This window comes from Flavilitoribacter nigricans DSM 23189 = NBRC 102662 (assembly GCF_002646595.1).
GTDB classification, from domain to species: Bacteria; Bacteroidota; Bacteroidia; order Chitinophagales; family Saprospiraceae; genus Flavilitoribacter; species Flavilitoribacter nigricans.
Genome location: NZ_PDUD01000040.1, coordinates 112,638 through 128,532, shown reverse-complemented (window position 1 = coordinate 128,532; position 15,895 = coordinate 112,638). Strand labels below are relative to the sequence as shown.

The following is a 15,895-nucleotide window of genomic DNA, read 5'->3' as shown; positions in this document are numbered from 1 at the left end:
AGCGATGATCAATAAGCTTAAATTGGCTGGGAAAAGGTATAAAATTGAGTACTATTAAAAGCTAAAATAAGTGAATGTTTCGTTTTGAGTTTGCGCGAAATTTCGAATTTTGATTCTTAGATGGATGCGCAGGAAGCCGTGGTCCCGAAACAGGTCTTCCATCTCGCCGATCTGACCGCGCGTAACGAGCGAATCTCCCTGCAGCCAGATCCGGGAATAATCTTTCAGGCTTTCGATGAAATAGACCTCATCGTAAAAGACCCGGACCATTTTCTTGTTGACGTTGAAAAAGCGGAAGGGGCGCTGGCCTGAAGTTTCCGAGATCGCCAGGGGTGCTGGCCTTTGTGCAGGTACAGCCTGCCTTTTCAACTTGTTTACGGCTTTCATAAAACGGGAAAACTCAATGGGTTTCATCAGATAGTCGACGACGTCGGCTTCAAAGGCGTCGAGGGCGTATTGGTGATAGGCCGTGGTCAGAATGGTTTGGGGCGGATGTTTCAGGATCTTCAACAGATCCAATCCTTTGAGTTTCGGTAGGTGAATGTCCAGAAAAATGACGTCGATAGGCTCTTCCCGCAGGCGATCCAGCGCAAACAGGGCGTCGGTACACACCCCTTTCAGCTCCAGAAAGGGAACCTGTTGTACGTAATCTTCCAGGACTTCCGCGGCGATGGGTTCGTCCTCGATGATCAGGCAGCTGAGTTTGACGTCATCCTTCATGTTGGCGAAGATCTATGCTTAAATATACGGAGAATTTCCCGGCTTCCGGCCGGATCTCAAGCTGGTGGCGATCCGGATAAATGAGCTCCAGTTGCCGGCAGACATTACTGAGTCCGGTACCTTTGGTGAGGAATTCGGCTGCTTCGCCCTCACAGGGATTGGTAATTTGAAAATCCAGTTGACCGCTTTGCAGCTGCAGTGCAATATCGATATCGATCCCGAATCGGGCTTCTCCAGCACCGTGCTTGAACGCATTTTCCACAAAAGCCAGTAAAATGAGTGGAGCCACCGGATGCTGGGGATCATCGATCTGTCGCTCAAATTGAACCCGCAGGCGGTCGTTGTAACGCAGCCGCTCCAGCTCGATGTAATCTTCGATGATCTTTATTTCGTTGGCCAGGGGAATACTCGAAGCGCTGCATTCGTGTAGAATATAGCGCATGATGTTCGACAGTTTCAGGATGGAAGGCGCGGTATGCCGGTCATTTTTACGAGCCAGCCCGTAGAGATTATTCAGCGTATTAAAAAGAAAGTGCGGATTGGTCTGCGCTTTTAGAAAATTGAGTTCCGCGATTTGTTTTTCCTGGCGAAGCGCCTCCTCTTTCCGCTGAAAGGCGAGTCTGCCTTTCAGTAGCTTAGCCGTTGCGGCCAGGCCCAGAGCCGGAATGATGTCCGTGAGGGTGTACAAGAGTCGTTCGGCACTATAGACATTAAAATCCGGTGTTTCCCCGTAGAGCAGGCCGGACAGTGGTGTTACCATCGAGCGGTAGCCGTATAGACAAACGATCAGTACGCCGATAAAATAAAGTAAGGAAACCACATATTTCCGCTGCCGGAAATAATTGGGAATGAGATAGTAAAACAGAAAATAAAAGGGAATGATCTTCCACGGCAAAAAGGCCAGCTCGCTGAGCAAAAAGCGAAAAAAGCGCTCCACGGGTGGGTAGGCAAGATCCGACGGGCCCGCGAACAACATGTTCTTAATGGCGTAAAGCGCCACAAAACACGACCAAAACAGAATATGCTGTAGTATTCGTACTGACACCATTCAAAGGTCAGTAAAAATTTCAAATAAACGACCGGACAGATAAGAACGACTCCGAAATGAGGACGAACTGCAGTTTCCTACGCCCAAATGTCCTTCCTCCTCATTTAAGCGTTTCCGGTCACTGGCAAGCTGTATGCCGTATCAATTTTGAAAAAATCCCGATAGCGCGGGAGATCTTGGTAGCGTAATTACTATTGCTTACCCTTTCCGGCTGCAGTAGTCGCCGGTATAAAAAATATGGATTTGAGCAGACCATTAAAAACCAGTTTGATTCTTTTTACAGTCGTTCTGTGCCTTGGATGCATTAAGCTCCGGGCACAGATTTTTGAAAAGGTACCGGGCCGGATCACCAGTACTAACTCGGATAGCCGGAGCGTCAACTTCCTCGACCTGAATAAGGACGGTTGGGAAGATATTTACATTTCCAACGGATTGAAGGGAGGTCAGCGCGATCTCTTGTATCTGAACAACGGAGACGGCACCTTTACCCAGAATGAAACCATGGAGATCGTACAGGCGAGCAATCCGTCCGACGGTGCGAGTTTTGCCGATCTCAATAATGACGGTCACATCGACGGGATCATTTCCTCCTGGTACGGCGCCGAAGACCTGCTGTATCTGAACGACGGGAACGGACAGCTGAATTACCGCGGATCGGCCGGGATCGTACCAGGTTCCTACGCCGAAACCGCGGCCATCGGTGATTTTGACGGGGACGGCTGGCCGGATATCTATATAACCAACAGCGGTGGTTCCAAAACCAATTATCTGTACCGCAATCTGCGGAATGGATCCTTCGAACGGATCACGGATCATCCACTGGTGAAGGACCAGCGATTGAGCCGGGCCGCCATCTGGACGGACGCCAACAACGACGGACTCGTCGATCTTTTCGTGGCCAACGAAAGCGACGCGCCCAATGACCTCTATCTGGCACTGGGTAACGGCAATTTCGAACGATTTTCGCGCGGAAGCATCGTGGTGGGGGAGATGAGTAGTATGACGGCTTCCTGGGGAGATATCGACAATGACGGTGATCAGGATCTGTTTGTGGGCAACTCGGGCTTTTTCAGTGGCCAGCGGAATCAGCTGTACCGGAATTTCGGCGATAGTTTCGGGGAAATAATGGACGACCCGGTCGCCAAATACGATGGATGCACCTTTGGTTCGGCCTTTGGGGACTACGACAATGACGGTGATCTCGACCTGGCCATCGCCAACGGATTCTGCAATGGTAATATGCAAAACGTTCTCTACGAAAATCAGGGAGACGGCAGTTTCAAAGAAGTTACGGAGCTATTATCGGTCAACCTGAATATTTGTTCCTTCGGCATCGCCTGGGGAGATATTGATAATGACGGATCTCTGGACCTGCTGGCCGCCAATTGTCGTAATAATGAAACGGACAGCGAACGCCCCAATACGCTTTTGCGCAACCTGGGCAATGATCATCACTGGCTGAAAGTAAAGCTGGAAGGTAAAGAAAGCGGTTTCAACGCTTTGGGCGCGAAGGTGCGGGTCCGGGCCGGTATTGACGGTCAGCCCGTGTGGCAAATGCGGGAAGTTGCCGCCCAATCCGGTTACGCGGGGCAGAACAGTATGATCCTGCATTTCGGTTTGAAGGGAGCTGAAAAGATCGATACGCTGATCGTGGAATGGCCGGCCGGTGGAAAAACCTTACTGGAAGACCTGCCGGTGGACCAACAACTCCAACTCGTAGAAAGCGCCGTTCCCACGGCCGTAAGCAATTTTATTCTAGAAGGAGTGGACATGGAGATCTTTCCTAATCCCCTGGATCGAACGGCAGACAGCCTGCAGATCGTCTTCCGTTTAAAACAGTCCGTCCTGGACGGTGAGTTGCGATTGCTGGACCTGAGGGGCCGCTCGTTGTGGCGATCCGCCGTGCAGCTGACTGCCGGGACGAATCGCCAATCATTATCACTTTCGGAAATAAAGCTGAGCCCCGGTGTTTATCAGCTGTCCCTGATCGTGGAGGATAAGCTGCTGAGCCGAAAACTGGTCATTCCCTGACCGCTGCTTTTGCCAGACCAGTGGACATATTTTCAAAGTGGGAGGAAGAGAGCCAGAAAGATTCGGAGAAACAGAGAAAAAAGCATGAACAGTCTCCCTATCTCCTGATCCCCAAGTCACCCCATTACCCAGTCACCTTGTCACCCAGTCACCTTGTCACCCAGTCCCGGGCTGGTCAATTGCGAATCGCCAGCAGAGGTCGTTTTGAGAAAGAAGGCGATTTGCGGGAATTCCAGGAGCGAAACATATTATTCAGAAAATTATTTTTACCCTGCAACACCAGAAGATCTACGTCATTGTTATCCAGGAATTTATCCAGACCTTCCTCGATATTATGTTCCGACAGGAGGTGAAAGGAATGGAAAGAATCACCCAACTGTTTTTTGAGATCTTTCAGGTGTTGCTCGGTTTTTCCCACCGAAAATCGGTTGATCAGGTTCAGGACGATGATCTGCGAATCGAATTTTTCAGTGATCTCCACCAGTGGACCCAAACGTTCCGTATTGATGGTAGCGTTCGGGTCGGGTATGAATAAAATGTTTTTTGGGGTCTGATAACGAGCCCGTTCCGGAATGGCAATGATCGGACACTGGGCCTTGCGCAGCACCTCCTGGGTATTGCTGCCCGAGAAGAACTTGCGGTAATTATTACCACCCTGGGTTCCCATTACCACGTAGTCAACCTGGTGCCGGTTGGCGTAACCCAGGATAACCCTCGAAGCTTTTCCAAACTCGGTTGCCGTAGTAAACGATGCCCCGTAAATGCTTACCTCTTTCGTAAACCGGTGCTGATCTTCGATCAGTGATTTTTTGGCCTTTACGCCAATGCCGCCCTGAAGCGCGGAAATCTGTACCACTGTCGACCAGGCCGGTAGATCGTAAGCATTCAGCAGGTGAAACTTAGGCTGATCCTCGCGAAAAAGCTGCATGGCATAGCGAGCTGCATTGCGGGCTTTTTTGGAAAAATTCGTCGGTAATAGGACTTTTTTCATGGTCGTTATCTTCCGTAAATCGAATAGAATGCTGAATACGACCGAAAAGTAGGCGTGCCTTTTAAGAACGATCTAAGAGCGAGATTAGAATGGGATTAGAAATAGATTACCGGGCGCTTAAATGATGGACACATCGATCTTTCGTCTGTTGTGCAGGCGGTAATTGGGGAATTCTACGGTGACCTGCGTCCCTTGGCCGACCCTGGACGTAATATTTGTAGTGCCGCCGTGGATCTTGATGATCTTGCTGGCCAGCGGTAATCCTACCCCGAAACCACGGAATGCCCGGGCGTTATCGGCCCGGTAAAAAGGCTCGGTGATCTTGCGTATATCTTCTTCCGGGATGCCCACGCCCCGGTCCGATACTTCAATACTTGCACTTTTTTTACCGGCCCTGATCCTGACGATGACCTCCTGGTTCTCGGAGAATTTGCAGGCATTGTCCAGAATATTGTTGAGTGCTACCGTCAGCAGGCTTTCATTTCCCTGCACCAGCAGATAATCCGACTCTTCCGGCAGCCCGGAAAAATCAATTTTAACCTGATTGCCGGGCTGAACGGTATCCAGTTGTTGTTTGACCTGGATGAGCAACTCGTCGATCCGCAAAGGAGCGATGATGAGCCGTTTGTCCTCCAGACCGGTCTGCGCCAGCTTCAGCAGGCTTTTTACCAGCAGATCCAGCCGTTGGGCTTCGTTCTGCACCGTTTCCAGAGACTGGCGATATTCCCCGCCGGAACGATCCTTATTCAGAGCGATCTCTGTTTCGCCGAGAATGGCCGTCAGTGGATTGCGCAGCTCGTGGGAGGCATTATTGATGAAATTATTTTGGGTTTCGAAAGAGGTTTCCAAGCGATCCAGCATATGGTTAAAAGTAGTCGCCAACTCATTGAGTTCGTCTTTGGTATTACTGGTGAGCAAACGAAGGTGCAGGTTGGTGGCGCTGATCTCATTGGCGCGGTCCGTAATGGCCGAGATCGGCCGCAGCACCCGGTCGGAATAAAAAGTGCCGACGAAATAGGTCAATACCAGCCCCAGCAGAAAGGAAAGAATGAGGATGTTGAGCAATCGCCGCATTTCCGCCGACCCGGCCTGATCCCGGGCCGAAACGATCACGATGTAATTTCCCGAATTATCCGGATAAAGAATACCGGTGTGATAGACACTGCCGATTTTAATCTGACCGTAATGTTGTTCAAAAATGCGGTTGAAAAATTCATCCGGGTAGTTAAGGGCACTGGCGTCGTACAACAGCTCGCGCTGGGTGGTGTCTACGGGGAGGATCAGTTCTTTTTCTCCGGGAATAATTTGCTGGTGCTGGGTCAGCAGCCTGTCGTAAGCGACAGCAGACAGTTCGTCGCGCTCCAGGTAGGCCTGGGCGGCAATGCGGGTCCGGTCCCGGAGCCGGAGATAAGATTCGTTTTCAGCATAGCGATAGGAGAAAAAATAAATGAAGATGAAAATGAAGAGCAGTAGAGAGCCCGTCAGCAAAGTAAAGATCAGGGTGATTTTATCTCGGATCTTCATGCCTTATGCCTTTTCTTCTTTCAGGATGTAGCCCATTCCAATCACGGTGTGGATCAGTTTACTGGGAAAACCTTTGTCCATTTTATTGCGCAGGTAATTCACGTAGACGTCGACGACATTGGTGCCCATGTCAAAATTGATATCCCACACGTTTTCCAGTAAGTCGATCCGGGACAGCACCCGGCGTGGGTTTTTCATAAAATATTCCAGTAGGCGGTATTCAGTGGCCGTCAACTTGATCTCCCGGCCGGAACGGGTAGCAACCTTGGTGTCGCGATCCAGTACCAGGTCGGCGATCGAAAGCATCCGGGAAGGAAGTTCCGTTCGGTCCCGGCGCCGCAGCAATGCCCGGATCCGGGCGAGCAATTCCTTAAATTTGAAAGGTTTGGTCAGGTAGTCATCCGCTCCACTATCCAGTCCGCTGACAACATTCTCCGTGGAGCCCAGCGCCGTAAGCATTAATACCGGTATTTCCGAGTGTTCTCCCGAACGGATCTGCCGGCAAACCTCCAGCCCGTTGGTGCCGGGCAGGATGAGATCCAGAATAACCAGGTCCACCGGATGTTGTTGCAATAGTTCCAGACCGGCTGCCCCATCGTACGCCAGTAATACCTCGTAGCCTTCTTCCCGGAGTCCTTTTTGGATGAAAGCAGCTACATTTTGTTCGTCCTCGATCACCAGCAGGTATTTCATAGCTCGACTTATCGATCGGTTGATTATCCTGACGTAAAGTTGGAGGAGTCCTGACGGAATAATCACCGTTCGGATCAATCCACTTTGCGTCGGGTATAGTCGTAAAAATAGGAGAAGCTGGGAGGATGTACGTCAAAATTCCATGATAAATTCATCGAAAACACGGGAAATTCGGGAGGAAACCGGTCCTGGTGTACGATTTCCGATGGTAAGCAATTGGCTGCGACCGCCAGGAAGCTGCCGGCAAAACTTTTTTCGGCCCGGATGTCCGGGTTCCCGGATTAAACGGTAACGGATTGTAATAGCAGCGACCAACTGCACGGAATTAAAAATCTACCGGATTGAAAACAAGTAATTTATCACGAAATAACATATATTTGGTAGGAACAGCCCTGTCCGAATGCCACCCAAAATCATGTTGGTATGCTCCGTAAATTGCTCCGATCCGCTTTTCTTCTGACTGCCATTGTTATGTTTGTACAAGCGCTTCCCGCCCAGGTCCGGCGCGTACAGCCATCCTGCCCCATGAACCTGATCATCGCGCTGGATTTTTCCGGTAGTGAAAGGGCGTATTTGGGCGAGATCCAAACGGTACTGCACGCGCTTACCGGCACCTTTGAACTGAGTGAGACCAATCTGAAGATCGGGATCATTACTTTTAACCGGGGAGCTGAGGTGGTACTTCCGCTGACGGGAGAGACTGGGAAACTGGAAGCTGCGCTGGAGGAATTAGCCATACCCAGGACCGTGTACGCCACGGACATTCACGCGGCCATTGATCTGGCCAATCGCGAATTCCAGCGCCATTCCCTTTCCAGCATACCGAAATATTTCGTGTTGGTCTCCGACGGAGATCCCCACGCGCATTCGAGAGGCTACGGCTTCCAGGCCGACCTGATCAATATGGATCGGATCAAGGCCGGTTCGATTGACGACGAGATCGATCCCGTACACGTCTTTACCTTGTATACCGGCCGTTTATCGCCATTCCAGAACCGCTTCAGTGAAGATGTCCGGCGTGCTTCTATCCGCCATATGCAAAAAATGGCCAGTGACAAAGAATCTTTCTTCTTTTACGAACAGTATCCTTTGTTGGTCGAGTTTTTTGAACGGATCACGAACTGCCTTTGAATGCAGGTCTTACGGGTAAAGAATGGGATAAGCTTAATCGACGAGCTTGTACCAGAACTGAAATCCTCCGAACCCGTACCAGTCATTTCTTCCCGGGTTGCCGGCAATACTGATCCCGTCCAGGTAATCGGAAAAAGCCGGGCGAATACTTAGTTCCAGCACCAGAGAACCCCGGTCGGAAAAACTCCAACGCATCCCGCCTCCGAAGGGCATGACGACCCGGGTATCGGATACATCGGCATTTTCATCAGCAGCAAGTTTTTCGCTTTCGTAATTATAGAAAAGCATCGGATCGGTCAGCGCAATGCCGATCCCGAGGAATACATAGCCGGAAATCCCGCCGGTTTTGGTCAGCCAGTTGCGTCGGTGCCCCAGAAAATCGTATTCTCCGTCGATGGTGATCTCGGTTACCGGAGTTTCGGAGCGTAGGGTATAGCTGCCAAAGTTATCGAATTGCTGAGACTGCGATCTCAACTTGGTCTGTAGTGCGTTCAGGCGGATCGCTACATTGGGATCCACGTAATAGCGCAACATAAGGCCGTAGGCGAGGCTGATCTGGTTGACGGATCCGAAGTCCGACCTGACGAGGTCGCCGCCAATGGTAGAGCCACCCAGAAAAAGACCACCTTCAAAAAGATTTGATTGAGCGGGAAGCAAAAAGACGGCAGAGATCCCAAATAACAGTGTAAGTGTAAAGTTCTTCATTTTGAGGACTGATTTACGGTTGAGCTGTAGATCTGATCGTTTCGATCAGCTGGTTCAGAAACTGAGGTGGAATTGGATGCTGGATTGGGAAGCTGATGGCCGGTTCTGGTGCTCAGGCAGCTGGTATTGGGTAATTTGAATAACTGGCTGTGTTTGCTGTCTCTGAATTCCCGGCGGCACTGCTTTCCCCGATCAGTTTCCGGATTTCCTTAAATACCGAGATGTGGTGTAGTCATCTCCTGGTAAGATTTTCTACGGATAAGACGAATTGTAGTTTCATTCCATTCCCACAAATTCTCCGCTGTCGTCATCCGGGCCGGATATTATCCTTTCGACCCGGTAATCGGCAGCGGAGAAGATCTGTGGTAATCTTTCAGGAGTTAAAGGTGGAAATTAGTCGTAAATCAATCCCGAAAAAGCCTAAGCAACTTCGGTACGGGCCATGTATTTCACTCCGAGCCCGATCAGTAGTCCGGTGATGCCACCGGTAAGAATATCATCCAGGTATTGCCCCGTATTAGCAGCAACGACCAGATATAATACCAAGCCGATCAGAAAACTCAGTACCAGGAAATTGATACCGAAGGGGCGGGTACTGGCAAAACCAATCGCGGCACCAGCCACAACGCCCATGATCAGCCAGAGAATACCTCCGTTACCCTGGGTGAATAAAAACATTTCGATCAATCCGAGAACGAGGCCGACTCCGGCACCGATTAAGATTCTTTTGTCCATTTTGTTAATGTTTTATGAAATTGAAATGAGTAGTACGCTTTGGGATATGCAGAGGAGGTTATTTGGGGATAATACTGTCTATTCAATCCTAACTAAGGCGGGTAATGTTCGATTTTTTAGAAAAAAAAGAAAAAACATTTGACCGGCAGGCAATATTTGATCGGGTGGTGGGGTTATAGCTTTCAAAATTTCATACCCCCTATTTTATAGCTGAGCATCAAGGTGATTACACTTGATTAATTCACTCTATAGATTCATCCCTTATGCTCCGTTTAACCCTTACAATGACTGGTCTGCTCTGTGCAGTCCTCTGTTTTTCCCAGATCAATTTTACCGCCAATCAGGAAGTGAGATCCTACCGTGGCGGCTTTCGAACCGGCGTTAATTTCGGCTATTACCAAGGCTGGACCGACGAACAGCTGGCGGCTATTTCCGTAGGCGATCCCGCATTGGGGCAGCCCGGCGCGGGCATCAACAGTTTGCGACTTACCCTGCCCGATCATTTCCTGGAATTTTACGATTACGACATTCGGAAAGAAGCCTTCGAGTACTACGCTCACCTGGGTTCCGACGAAAACGTACTGTTTATCGGGCATCCGTCTGATGCGCATCGCGACCGCACCCAACACTGCCCCGGAGAACCCTCCCAGGCCTTCCGGAACATGTTCAGTCCCATCTGGGACGACGGGGCCAACGGTACACCCGTCAATGACGAGAACATTTATGCGCTCTACGTCTACAATCTGGTCAAGATCTACGACAAGCAGGTGCGCTTCTGGGAAGTTATGAACGAGCCGGACGAAGACTACTCCGGCAATGGTTGGAAAACCCGGGAGTACGAAGGCAACTGGTTTGACAATGTGCCGGATCCCTGTGATTTTAAATTGCGCGCGCCCATCCAACATTACGTACGCATGTTACGAATCACCTACGAAGTGGTCAAACGGTTCGCTCCCGATGATTACGTGGCCGTTGGAGGTTTGGGTAGCCCGGGCTTTCTGGATCTCATTCTTCGGCACACCGACAACCCCGATGGAGGCCGGGTTTCGGAGGAATATCCGCACCTCGGTGGCGCCTGGTTTGACGCCATGAGTTATCACGTTTACCCCCACATTGACGGCCAGATGCGACAGTGGAGCAATGACGCCGGAGGCTTCGTTTACGAAAGGAATTCCGATAAGGCGGTAGACCGGGTACTGGAAAAAAAGCAGGACTTTGCCGGCGTACTGGACGCCTACGGCTACAACGGGCAAAAGTATCCGGAAAAGGTCTGGCTGATCACCGAAACCAACGTGCCGCGCCGGGGATTCAACTACTACGGCAGTGACGCTTTTCAGCGTAATTATTTTGTTAAAACGGCCGTTATGGGGCAAAAGGCCGGACTGGCCCAGGTGCACTGGTATCAGCTTGGCGATCACACCAAAGAGGAATGGGCCGGCAGTGAATTTGAACTGATGGGGCTGTACGGCTCGCTGAAACATCACGCCTTTAACGACGCTCCGGCCCACGAATCGGCCATCGCCAACCGCACCCTGAGCCGACTGACCAAAGGATATGCCTACGACAGCCGACTGACCGAAGCGCTCGAACTTTCGGGAAAAGTAAGGGGAGCTGCTTTTGTCCGTGAAGGCAGGGATCCGGTTTTCGTGCTTTGGGCCAAAACCACCAAGGATGAAAGTGAAAGCGCCTCTTTCCGCTACGATTTTCCGGACGGAGTACTGACCGGAGAAGTAGAGATCAGGCCCTGGCACTACAGTAAAAGTCAGGCTGTAGATTACGCCGACGCGGGCTCGGTCCCGCTCAACGGAAATCCGGTCTACATCACGGCTTCCGAAAGCATCACCACTCCCGTACACGAGTCGGAACCCAACAAACTGGCTTTCCGGGTATTTCCGAACCCCAGCCGGGGCCATTTCCGTTTGGATTTTTCTACCCCTCTGGAAAAGCCCGGCGAGTTGAGATTCCTGGATGCATTCGGCCGGGAATTTCTGCGGGAAGCGGTCGAAAAAGGAGCTACCGGTTTTCAGGTTAGCCAACCCGATCTGGCGGGCGGTCTCTATTTTGTGAAATTGGAACAGGACGGTGGCCAAAGCTGGTCAAAAAGGATCATGATCCAGCGTTAACGGACAGGAGAACCATCATGCCGGTGGGTCCGCTAAATTATACTTGACAACATTTGATTTTGTGCAAATGAAGATCCCCCTCAGCCCTTCGGCCAGCTCCCCCAGTGGAGCACAACCATCCATTAAGCAAGGTGCTATCCTCCTCGGGAGGAGGTGCCCGCAGGGCGGAGGAGGAATATCTAATGCACAAATTCAGACGTTGTGCAGTATATCTTGATCAGCGGGCCCACCGGCCGTTATGGCGTTTAATCCAGACTTACTCTGAATACCGAAAGCGAATGAGCGGGGAGTTCTACCTGCAGGGCATTACCATTCAGGCGAACCGTACCTTCTGTCGGATAAACGTTGCGCGGCGACTCGAACGAGTTTTCCGCACTCAGGTCGTCCGACCGCAGGCGCGTGAATTTCCCCTCTGCACCGGGTTTTCCTCCTTCAACGTCTACTTTAACTTTCTGAGAATTTTCCGCCGTATTCACCAGTTTGATGATGAGTTCATTTTTGCCGGCATCCTTTACGGCGGAAGCATAGAGGTCGTTCTGTCCGCTGAGTTGCTCTCCGTCCCGGGTGATCCGGAGCAGGTCTGTGCCGGGATGGTTAGCGAATAACTTCTGGACATAGTAGTTGGGCGTTCCGATAGACTCCAGGTTGTTGAACCAGATCATATCCGGGGTCCACTGCCAGCCGTCAGCGTGTGCCATCAGAGGTGCGTAGGAAGTCAGGTGGACGAGATCGGCATTGCGTTCCAGGCCCGTCATAAAGGCTGCTTCGGAAAGCGCCGTTTCCCAATTGTTCTTATTGTTCGGGCTGGCGATCTCGACACTCTGCGCGGCGTATTCTCCGGCAAATATTTTCGGTCCATTCCGGTCGTAATCATCGTAACGATCGGCATTTTCCCGAAACCAGGAAGGTGGACGATAATAATGCTCATCTACCAGTTCGGCGTCCAGCTTAACGAGTTCTCCCATACCGTATTCAAAGAAATCGCCATCCGGGAAAGGTCCGGCGGTAGAGACCAGGACGATATCCGGATAAGCATCTTTCAGCGCTTTGGCAAATACTTTATAGCGTTTGATGTATTCCGGCCCCCACTGCTCATTCCCGATACCGATGTACTTCATATTGAAAGGTTTCGGATGACCCATATCCGCGCGCACTTTTCCCCAGGGAGAATCTACCGGTCCGTTGGCGAATTCGATGAGGTCGAGCGCATCCTGAACGTAGGGATCCAGTTCATCCATCGGCACGAGTTCGCCGGTATTGAACTGGCAGGCCATTCCGCAGCCCAGGATGGGCAAGGGTTCGGCGCCCAGATCTTCGGAAAGCTGGAAGTATTCAAAAAAGCCCAGACCAAAACTCTGGTAATAATCCGGCGTAAGCCGGTGGTTGAATTCCGTGTTCCAACGGTTGACGAGGGTAGCCCGTTCACCGACCGGTCCCACCGTTTTTTTCCACTGGTAGCGTTTGGCCAGGGTGCGACCTTCCACGATGCAACCCCCGGGAAAGCGGAGGAAACCGGGGCGGAGATCGTACAGCAATTGGACCAGATCCTTGCGCAGGCCGTTCTTGCGATTTTTCCAGGTATCCTGGGGGAAGAGGGAGATCATATCGAGGTCCAGCTCGCCTTTGCCGCTGAAGGTGATCCGTAGTTTGGCTTTGGCCTCGGTTTTGGTCGCAGTGATCTCGGTGGCGTAATTAGCCCATTGTTTGGAGGTAGGAATGATGGTACCGGCACCGAGTACATTCCCGGCATCGTCGATAAGTTCCAGGGTGATCCTGCGTACGTTGCCGGACCTTTTGGCGGCCCGCAGCGTCAGATCGTAATGCGCACCCTGGCGGATACCCATACCTCTGAACCCTTCGTTGATAATTACATACTGATCCGGGTTATTCACTTCGACCCGGCAGAAATTAAACTTTTCCCCATCGTGCAGGGATTTGATCACCGTCGCGTAGCCGGAATTGGGATTGAAGGCCAGCTTTACACTATTGGGTTGTTGCCAGCCCATCATGGGTTCGTCGAATTCAAAGGACCGGTTTTTGATCATTTCCGGATAGAGCCCGCCGTCGGCCGCGAAGTTGATGTCTTCGTAAAATATACCGTACATCGTGGGCTGGATCCTGGCCACCGATTGCGAAACGTCAACGGTGAGATTGTTTTGGGCCAGTGCGAAAGAACCGAAGAGCAACAGGCTCACGAGAAGGGGCCAAAATCTTGTTTTGTACTTCATAAGTGGTTGGTCGTAATTAATGATATGGTTTCTGGTAACGGAGTCCGGATCATGCCTATTACCGTCAGATCCGGTAGTCGAAATCCAAACACTAATATAGCGGCCGTATCCGGTTTTCCAAAAACCATACCCTAATTCCACCGGCTTGTGCGTAGCGAGAGTATCGAAACACCCGTCCGGCCTTTATTTACGGACCATATCATTCGGTAGTGGTTCGGAATTGATACACTTCAAAATGAAATCGCGAAACACCGCTTCTCCTTCTTCCAGCGCTGCAACCGGTATCCTTTCGTTGAACTGGTGGATGCTATTCAGATATTCCCGGTCCATTCGGATGGGCGTACTGGCAAAGGCGGTAATCCCCCGCGCGCGGAACTGACCGAGATCGTTAAAATTGGGTTGCATAATGGAGATCGGTTCGGCATCCGGATAAGCCGCTTTGAGGGAGCCGGCCAGGAATTGATAAAAGGGGTGGTTATCATCCGAAGGAGTCATGGCGGGGGCTTCGTGTACCACCGTTACGTAGATGTCGTCATTGCGCAGCCGTTGCCTCACTTCTTTAATAAAATCCGACGTAGTTTGTCCGGGCATCAGCCGGCAATCCAGGTGGGCGGTGATCTTGGAGGGAATGACGTTGATGACGTCGTTGTGGCTGTCCATTCGCGTAAGCGTGACGGTATTGGAGAACAATGCGAACATTTCCGGTTGTTTCCGGACTTTGGGAATGATCGCCCATTTGAAAAATTTGGGGTTTTTCAGGGCAAAGGCATTCACTCCTTTTTCCAGTTGGCCCAGCTGTTTCAGCAGGTCGACGTTTACCGGGGTGTAGATGGCTTTTTGTTTGCGTTTCAGTAGTCGATCCAGCGCCAGCACCATTTCCTTATTAGCGTATTCCACGGGAGTAACGGAACCGTGACCGGAGGTGGTTACTTTCAGTTCCAGCTCCAGCCAGAGCGGTCGCTTGTGTGCCACGGAAATACCGAATAAATCCTGATCGGGATCGCTTTTCAGCACCTGGTCGATCGAGGGCGGGCCTTCTCCGATCACCACGGTAGGGTTTAGTTGTTCCAGGAAATTATCCAGAACGTACCGGATACCTCCTTCGCACTGCGTCTCTTCGCAGGAAACGGCCAGCAGGGTCACGTTGAAAGGAAGCTGGGTGCCCTGGAATTGGCGGGCAGTTTCAATAATGCTGAAAAGTTGCATAATGGCCGGTCCTTTATTATCAAAAGCTCCCCGTCCCCAGATATCGCCGTCCAGGACTTTACCGGAAAACGGAGGATGAGTCCACTGGGCACTATCACCGGCCGGAACGACATCCAGGTGGTTCAGGAAAATGATATTCGGAAGCTCCGGAGAAAGCGGAGCAATGGAGGCGGCAAAATTGAAATTTCCGTTTTCCTGCCCCATCGGAGTAATATACAGTCCGTTCTCCTTAGAGATCTGTTGGAGGAACTGTCCGGCTTCTTTCTCATTGCCGCTGACGGATGGGATCTGCAGGTAGTGGCTCAGCACTTCAGTCATACTGAGTTGCTGTCCTTTAAAACTTACGGTTAGGTTGTTGGGCGGGCTGTTCTGGCCGAAACCCTGTGGTACCAGTCCGCAGACTATGGCGATGGCAAAAAAATATTTCAGGATCATAATTGTAGTCTTGTGTGAATCGGGGGCCATTCAGTGATTAAAATGGAGCGCTCGCCCTTCGTTTTCCGGTGATATCCGATATCGGTCTGGCGCTCCTTTGGTTTTGAGCAAAACCTTTCGGAAAATCCCGAAGCGCTTTGCGTAGTGTCTATTAAACTCTTGTTTTGGGAAGCGAGTTCTTTTTGAAGGCGGGGATTTTTCTGCAATAGGTTGTTAATCAGTAGGTAGGGGTAGGTTTGGATTTGTTGGAATTACCACTTTTTTGGTTGCTGTACCGGAGCTTTTATGACTGGCTGTAGTACTGCCTGGGAGCTGTATTTTTGAA

The 15,895-nt window shown here is 51.0% G+C and carries 12 protein-coding genes; 3 read left to right on the top strand and 9 right to left on the bottom strand.

Features of this window, described 5'->3' with window-relative positions:
* Window positions 1–54 precede the first annotated feature (54 nt).
* Window positions 55–720 carry a LytR/AlgR family response regulator transcription factor gene (locus CRP01_RS32300; protein ID WP_099154216.1) on the bottom strand — a complete coding sequence of 222 codons (666 nt, stop codon included), beginning with the start codon at window positions 718–720 and terminating at the stop codon, window positions 55–57.
* Window positions 710–1,768 carry a sensor histidine kinase gene (locus CRP01_RS32295; protein WP_099154215.1) on the bottom strand — a complete coding sequence of 353 codons (1,059 nt, stop codon included), beginning with the start codon at window positions 1,766–1,768 and terminating at the stop codon, window positions 710–712. Before CRP01_RS32295 ends, CRP01_RS32300 begins: the two co-directional genes overlap by 11 nt.
* A gap of 243 nt (window positions 1,769–2,011) precedes the next feature.
* Here CRP01_RS32295 and CRP01_RS32290 point away from each other — a divergent pair, with 243 nt between their 5' ends.
* A complete protein-coding gene (locus tag CRP01_RS32290) occupies window positions 2,012–3,799 on the top strand; it encodes an FG-GAP-like repeat-containing protein (protein ID WP_170110627.1) in 1,788 nt (595 codons plus the stop codon).
* Window positions 3,800–3,974: 175 nt separating this feature from the next.
* On the opposite strand, the gene CRP01_RS32285 is transcribed toward CRP01_RS32290, so the two are convergent.
* The 3 genes from CRP01_RS32285 to CRP01_RS32275 form a co-directional block, all read right to left on the bottom strand.
* On the bottom strand, window positions 3,975–4,790 hold the full coding sequence (locus tag CRP01_RS32285) for a universal stress protein (RefSeq protein WP_099154213.1): 816 nt from the start codon (window positions 4,788–4,790) through the stop codon (window positions 3,975–3,977).
* Window positions 4,791–4,907: 117 nt separating this feature from the next.
* On the bottom strand, window positions 4,908–6,314 hold the full coding sequence (locus tag CRP01_RS32280) for a HAMP domain-containing sensor histidine kinase (protein WP_099154212.1): 1,407 nt from the start codon (window positions 6,312–6,314) through the stop codon (window positions 4,908–4,910).
* A 3-nt stretch (window positions 6,315–6,317) separates the two neighbouring features.
* Window positions 6,318–7,007, bottom strand: coding sequence for a response regulator transcription factor (locus CRP01_RS32275; protein ID WP_099154211.1), 690 nt, complete (start codon window positions 7,005–7,007; stop codon window positions 6,318–6,320).
* Window positions 7,008–7,430: 423 nt separating this feature from the next.
* On the opposite strand from CRP01_RS32275, the gene CRP01_RS32270 reads away from it, so the two are divergent.
* The gene (locus tag CRP01_RS32270; protein ID WP_099154210.1) at window positions 7,431–8,138 is read left to right on the top strand and encodes a vWA domain-containing protein; all 708 of its coding nucleotides are present in this window, start codon (window positions 7,431–7,433) and stop codon (window positions 8,136–8,138) included.
* Between the two features lie 33 nt (window positions 8,139–8,171).
* Here CRP01_RS32270 and CRP01_RS32265 read toward each other — a convergent pair whose 3' ends face one another.
* On the bottom strand, window positions 8,172–8,843 hold the full coding sequence (locus CRP01_RS32265; RefSeq protein ID WP_099154209.1) for a DUF6089 family protein: 672 nt from the start codon (window positions 8,841–8,843) through the stop codon (window positions 8,172–8,174).
* Window positions 8,844–9,263: 420 nt separating this feature from the next.
* Complete coding sequence (locus tag CRP01_RS32260) at window positions 9,264–9,578, bottom strand: hypothetical protein (RefSeq protein ID WP_099154208.1); 315 nt, start codon at window positions 9,576–9,578, stop codon at window positions 9,264–9,266.
* 284 nt (window positions 9,579–9,862) lie between these two features.
* Here CRP01_RS32260 and CRP01_RS32255 point away from each other — a divergent pair, with 284 nt between their 5' ends.
* The gene (locus CRP01_RS32255) at window positions 9,863–11,701 is read left to right on the top strand and encodes a T9SS type A sorting domain-containing protein (RefSeq protein ID WP_099154207.1); all 1,839 of its coding nucleotides are present in this window, start codon (window positions 9,863–9,865) and stop codon (window positions 11,699–11,701) included.
* Window positions 11,702–11,946: 245 nt separating this feature from the next.
* Here the strand turns inward: CRP01_RS32255 and CRP01_RS32250 are convergent, their stop codons facing one another.
* Together CRP01_RS32250 and CRP01_RS32245 are read right to left on the bottom strand one after the other, a co-directional pair.
* Complete coding sequence (locus CRP01_RS32250) at window positions 11,947–13,929, bottom strand: alpha-L-arabinofuranosidase C-terminal domain-containing protein (RefSeq protein WP_099154206.1); 1,983 nt, start codon at window positions 13,927–13,929, stop codon at window positions 11,947–11,949.
* A gap of 183 nt (window positions 13,930–14,112) precedes the next feature.
* Complete coding sequence (locus CRP01_RS32245; RefSeq protein WP_170110626.1) at window positions 14,113–15,570, bottom strand: M20/M25/M40 family metallo-hydrolase; 1,458 nt, start codon at window positions 15,568–15,570, stop codon at window positions 14,113–14,115.
* Between the last annotated feature and the right edge of the window lie 325 nt (window positions 15,571–15,895).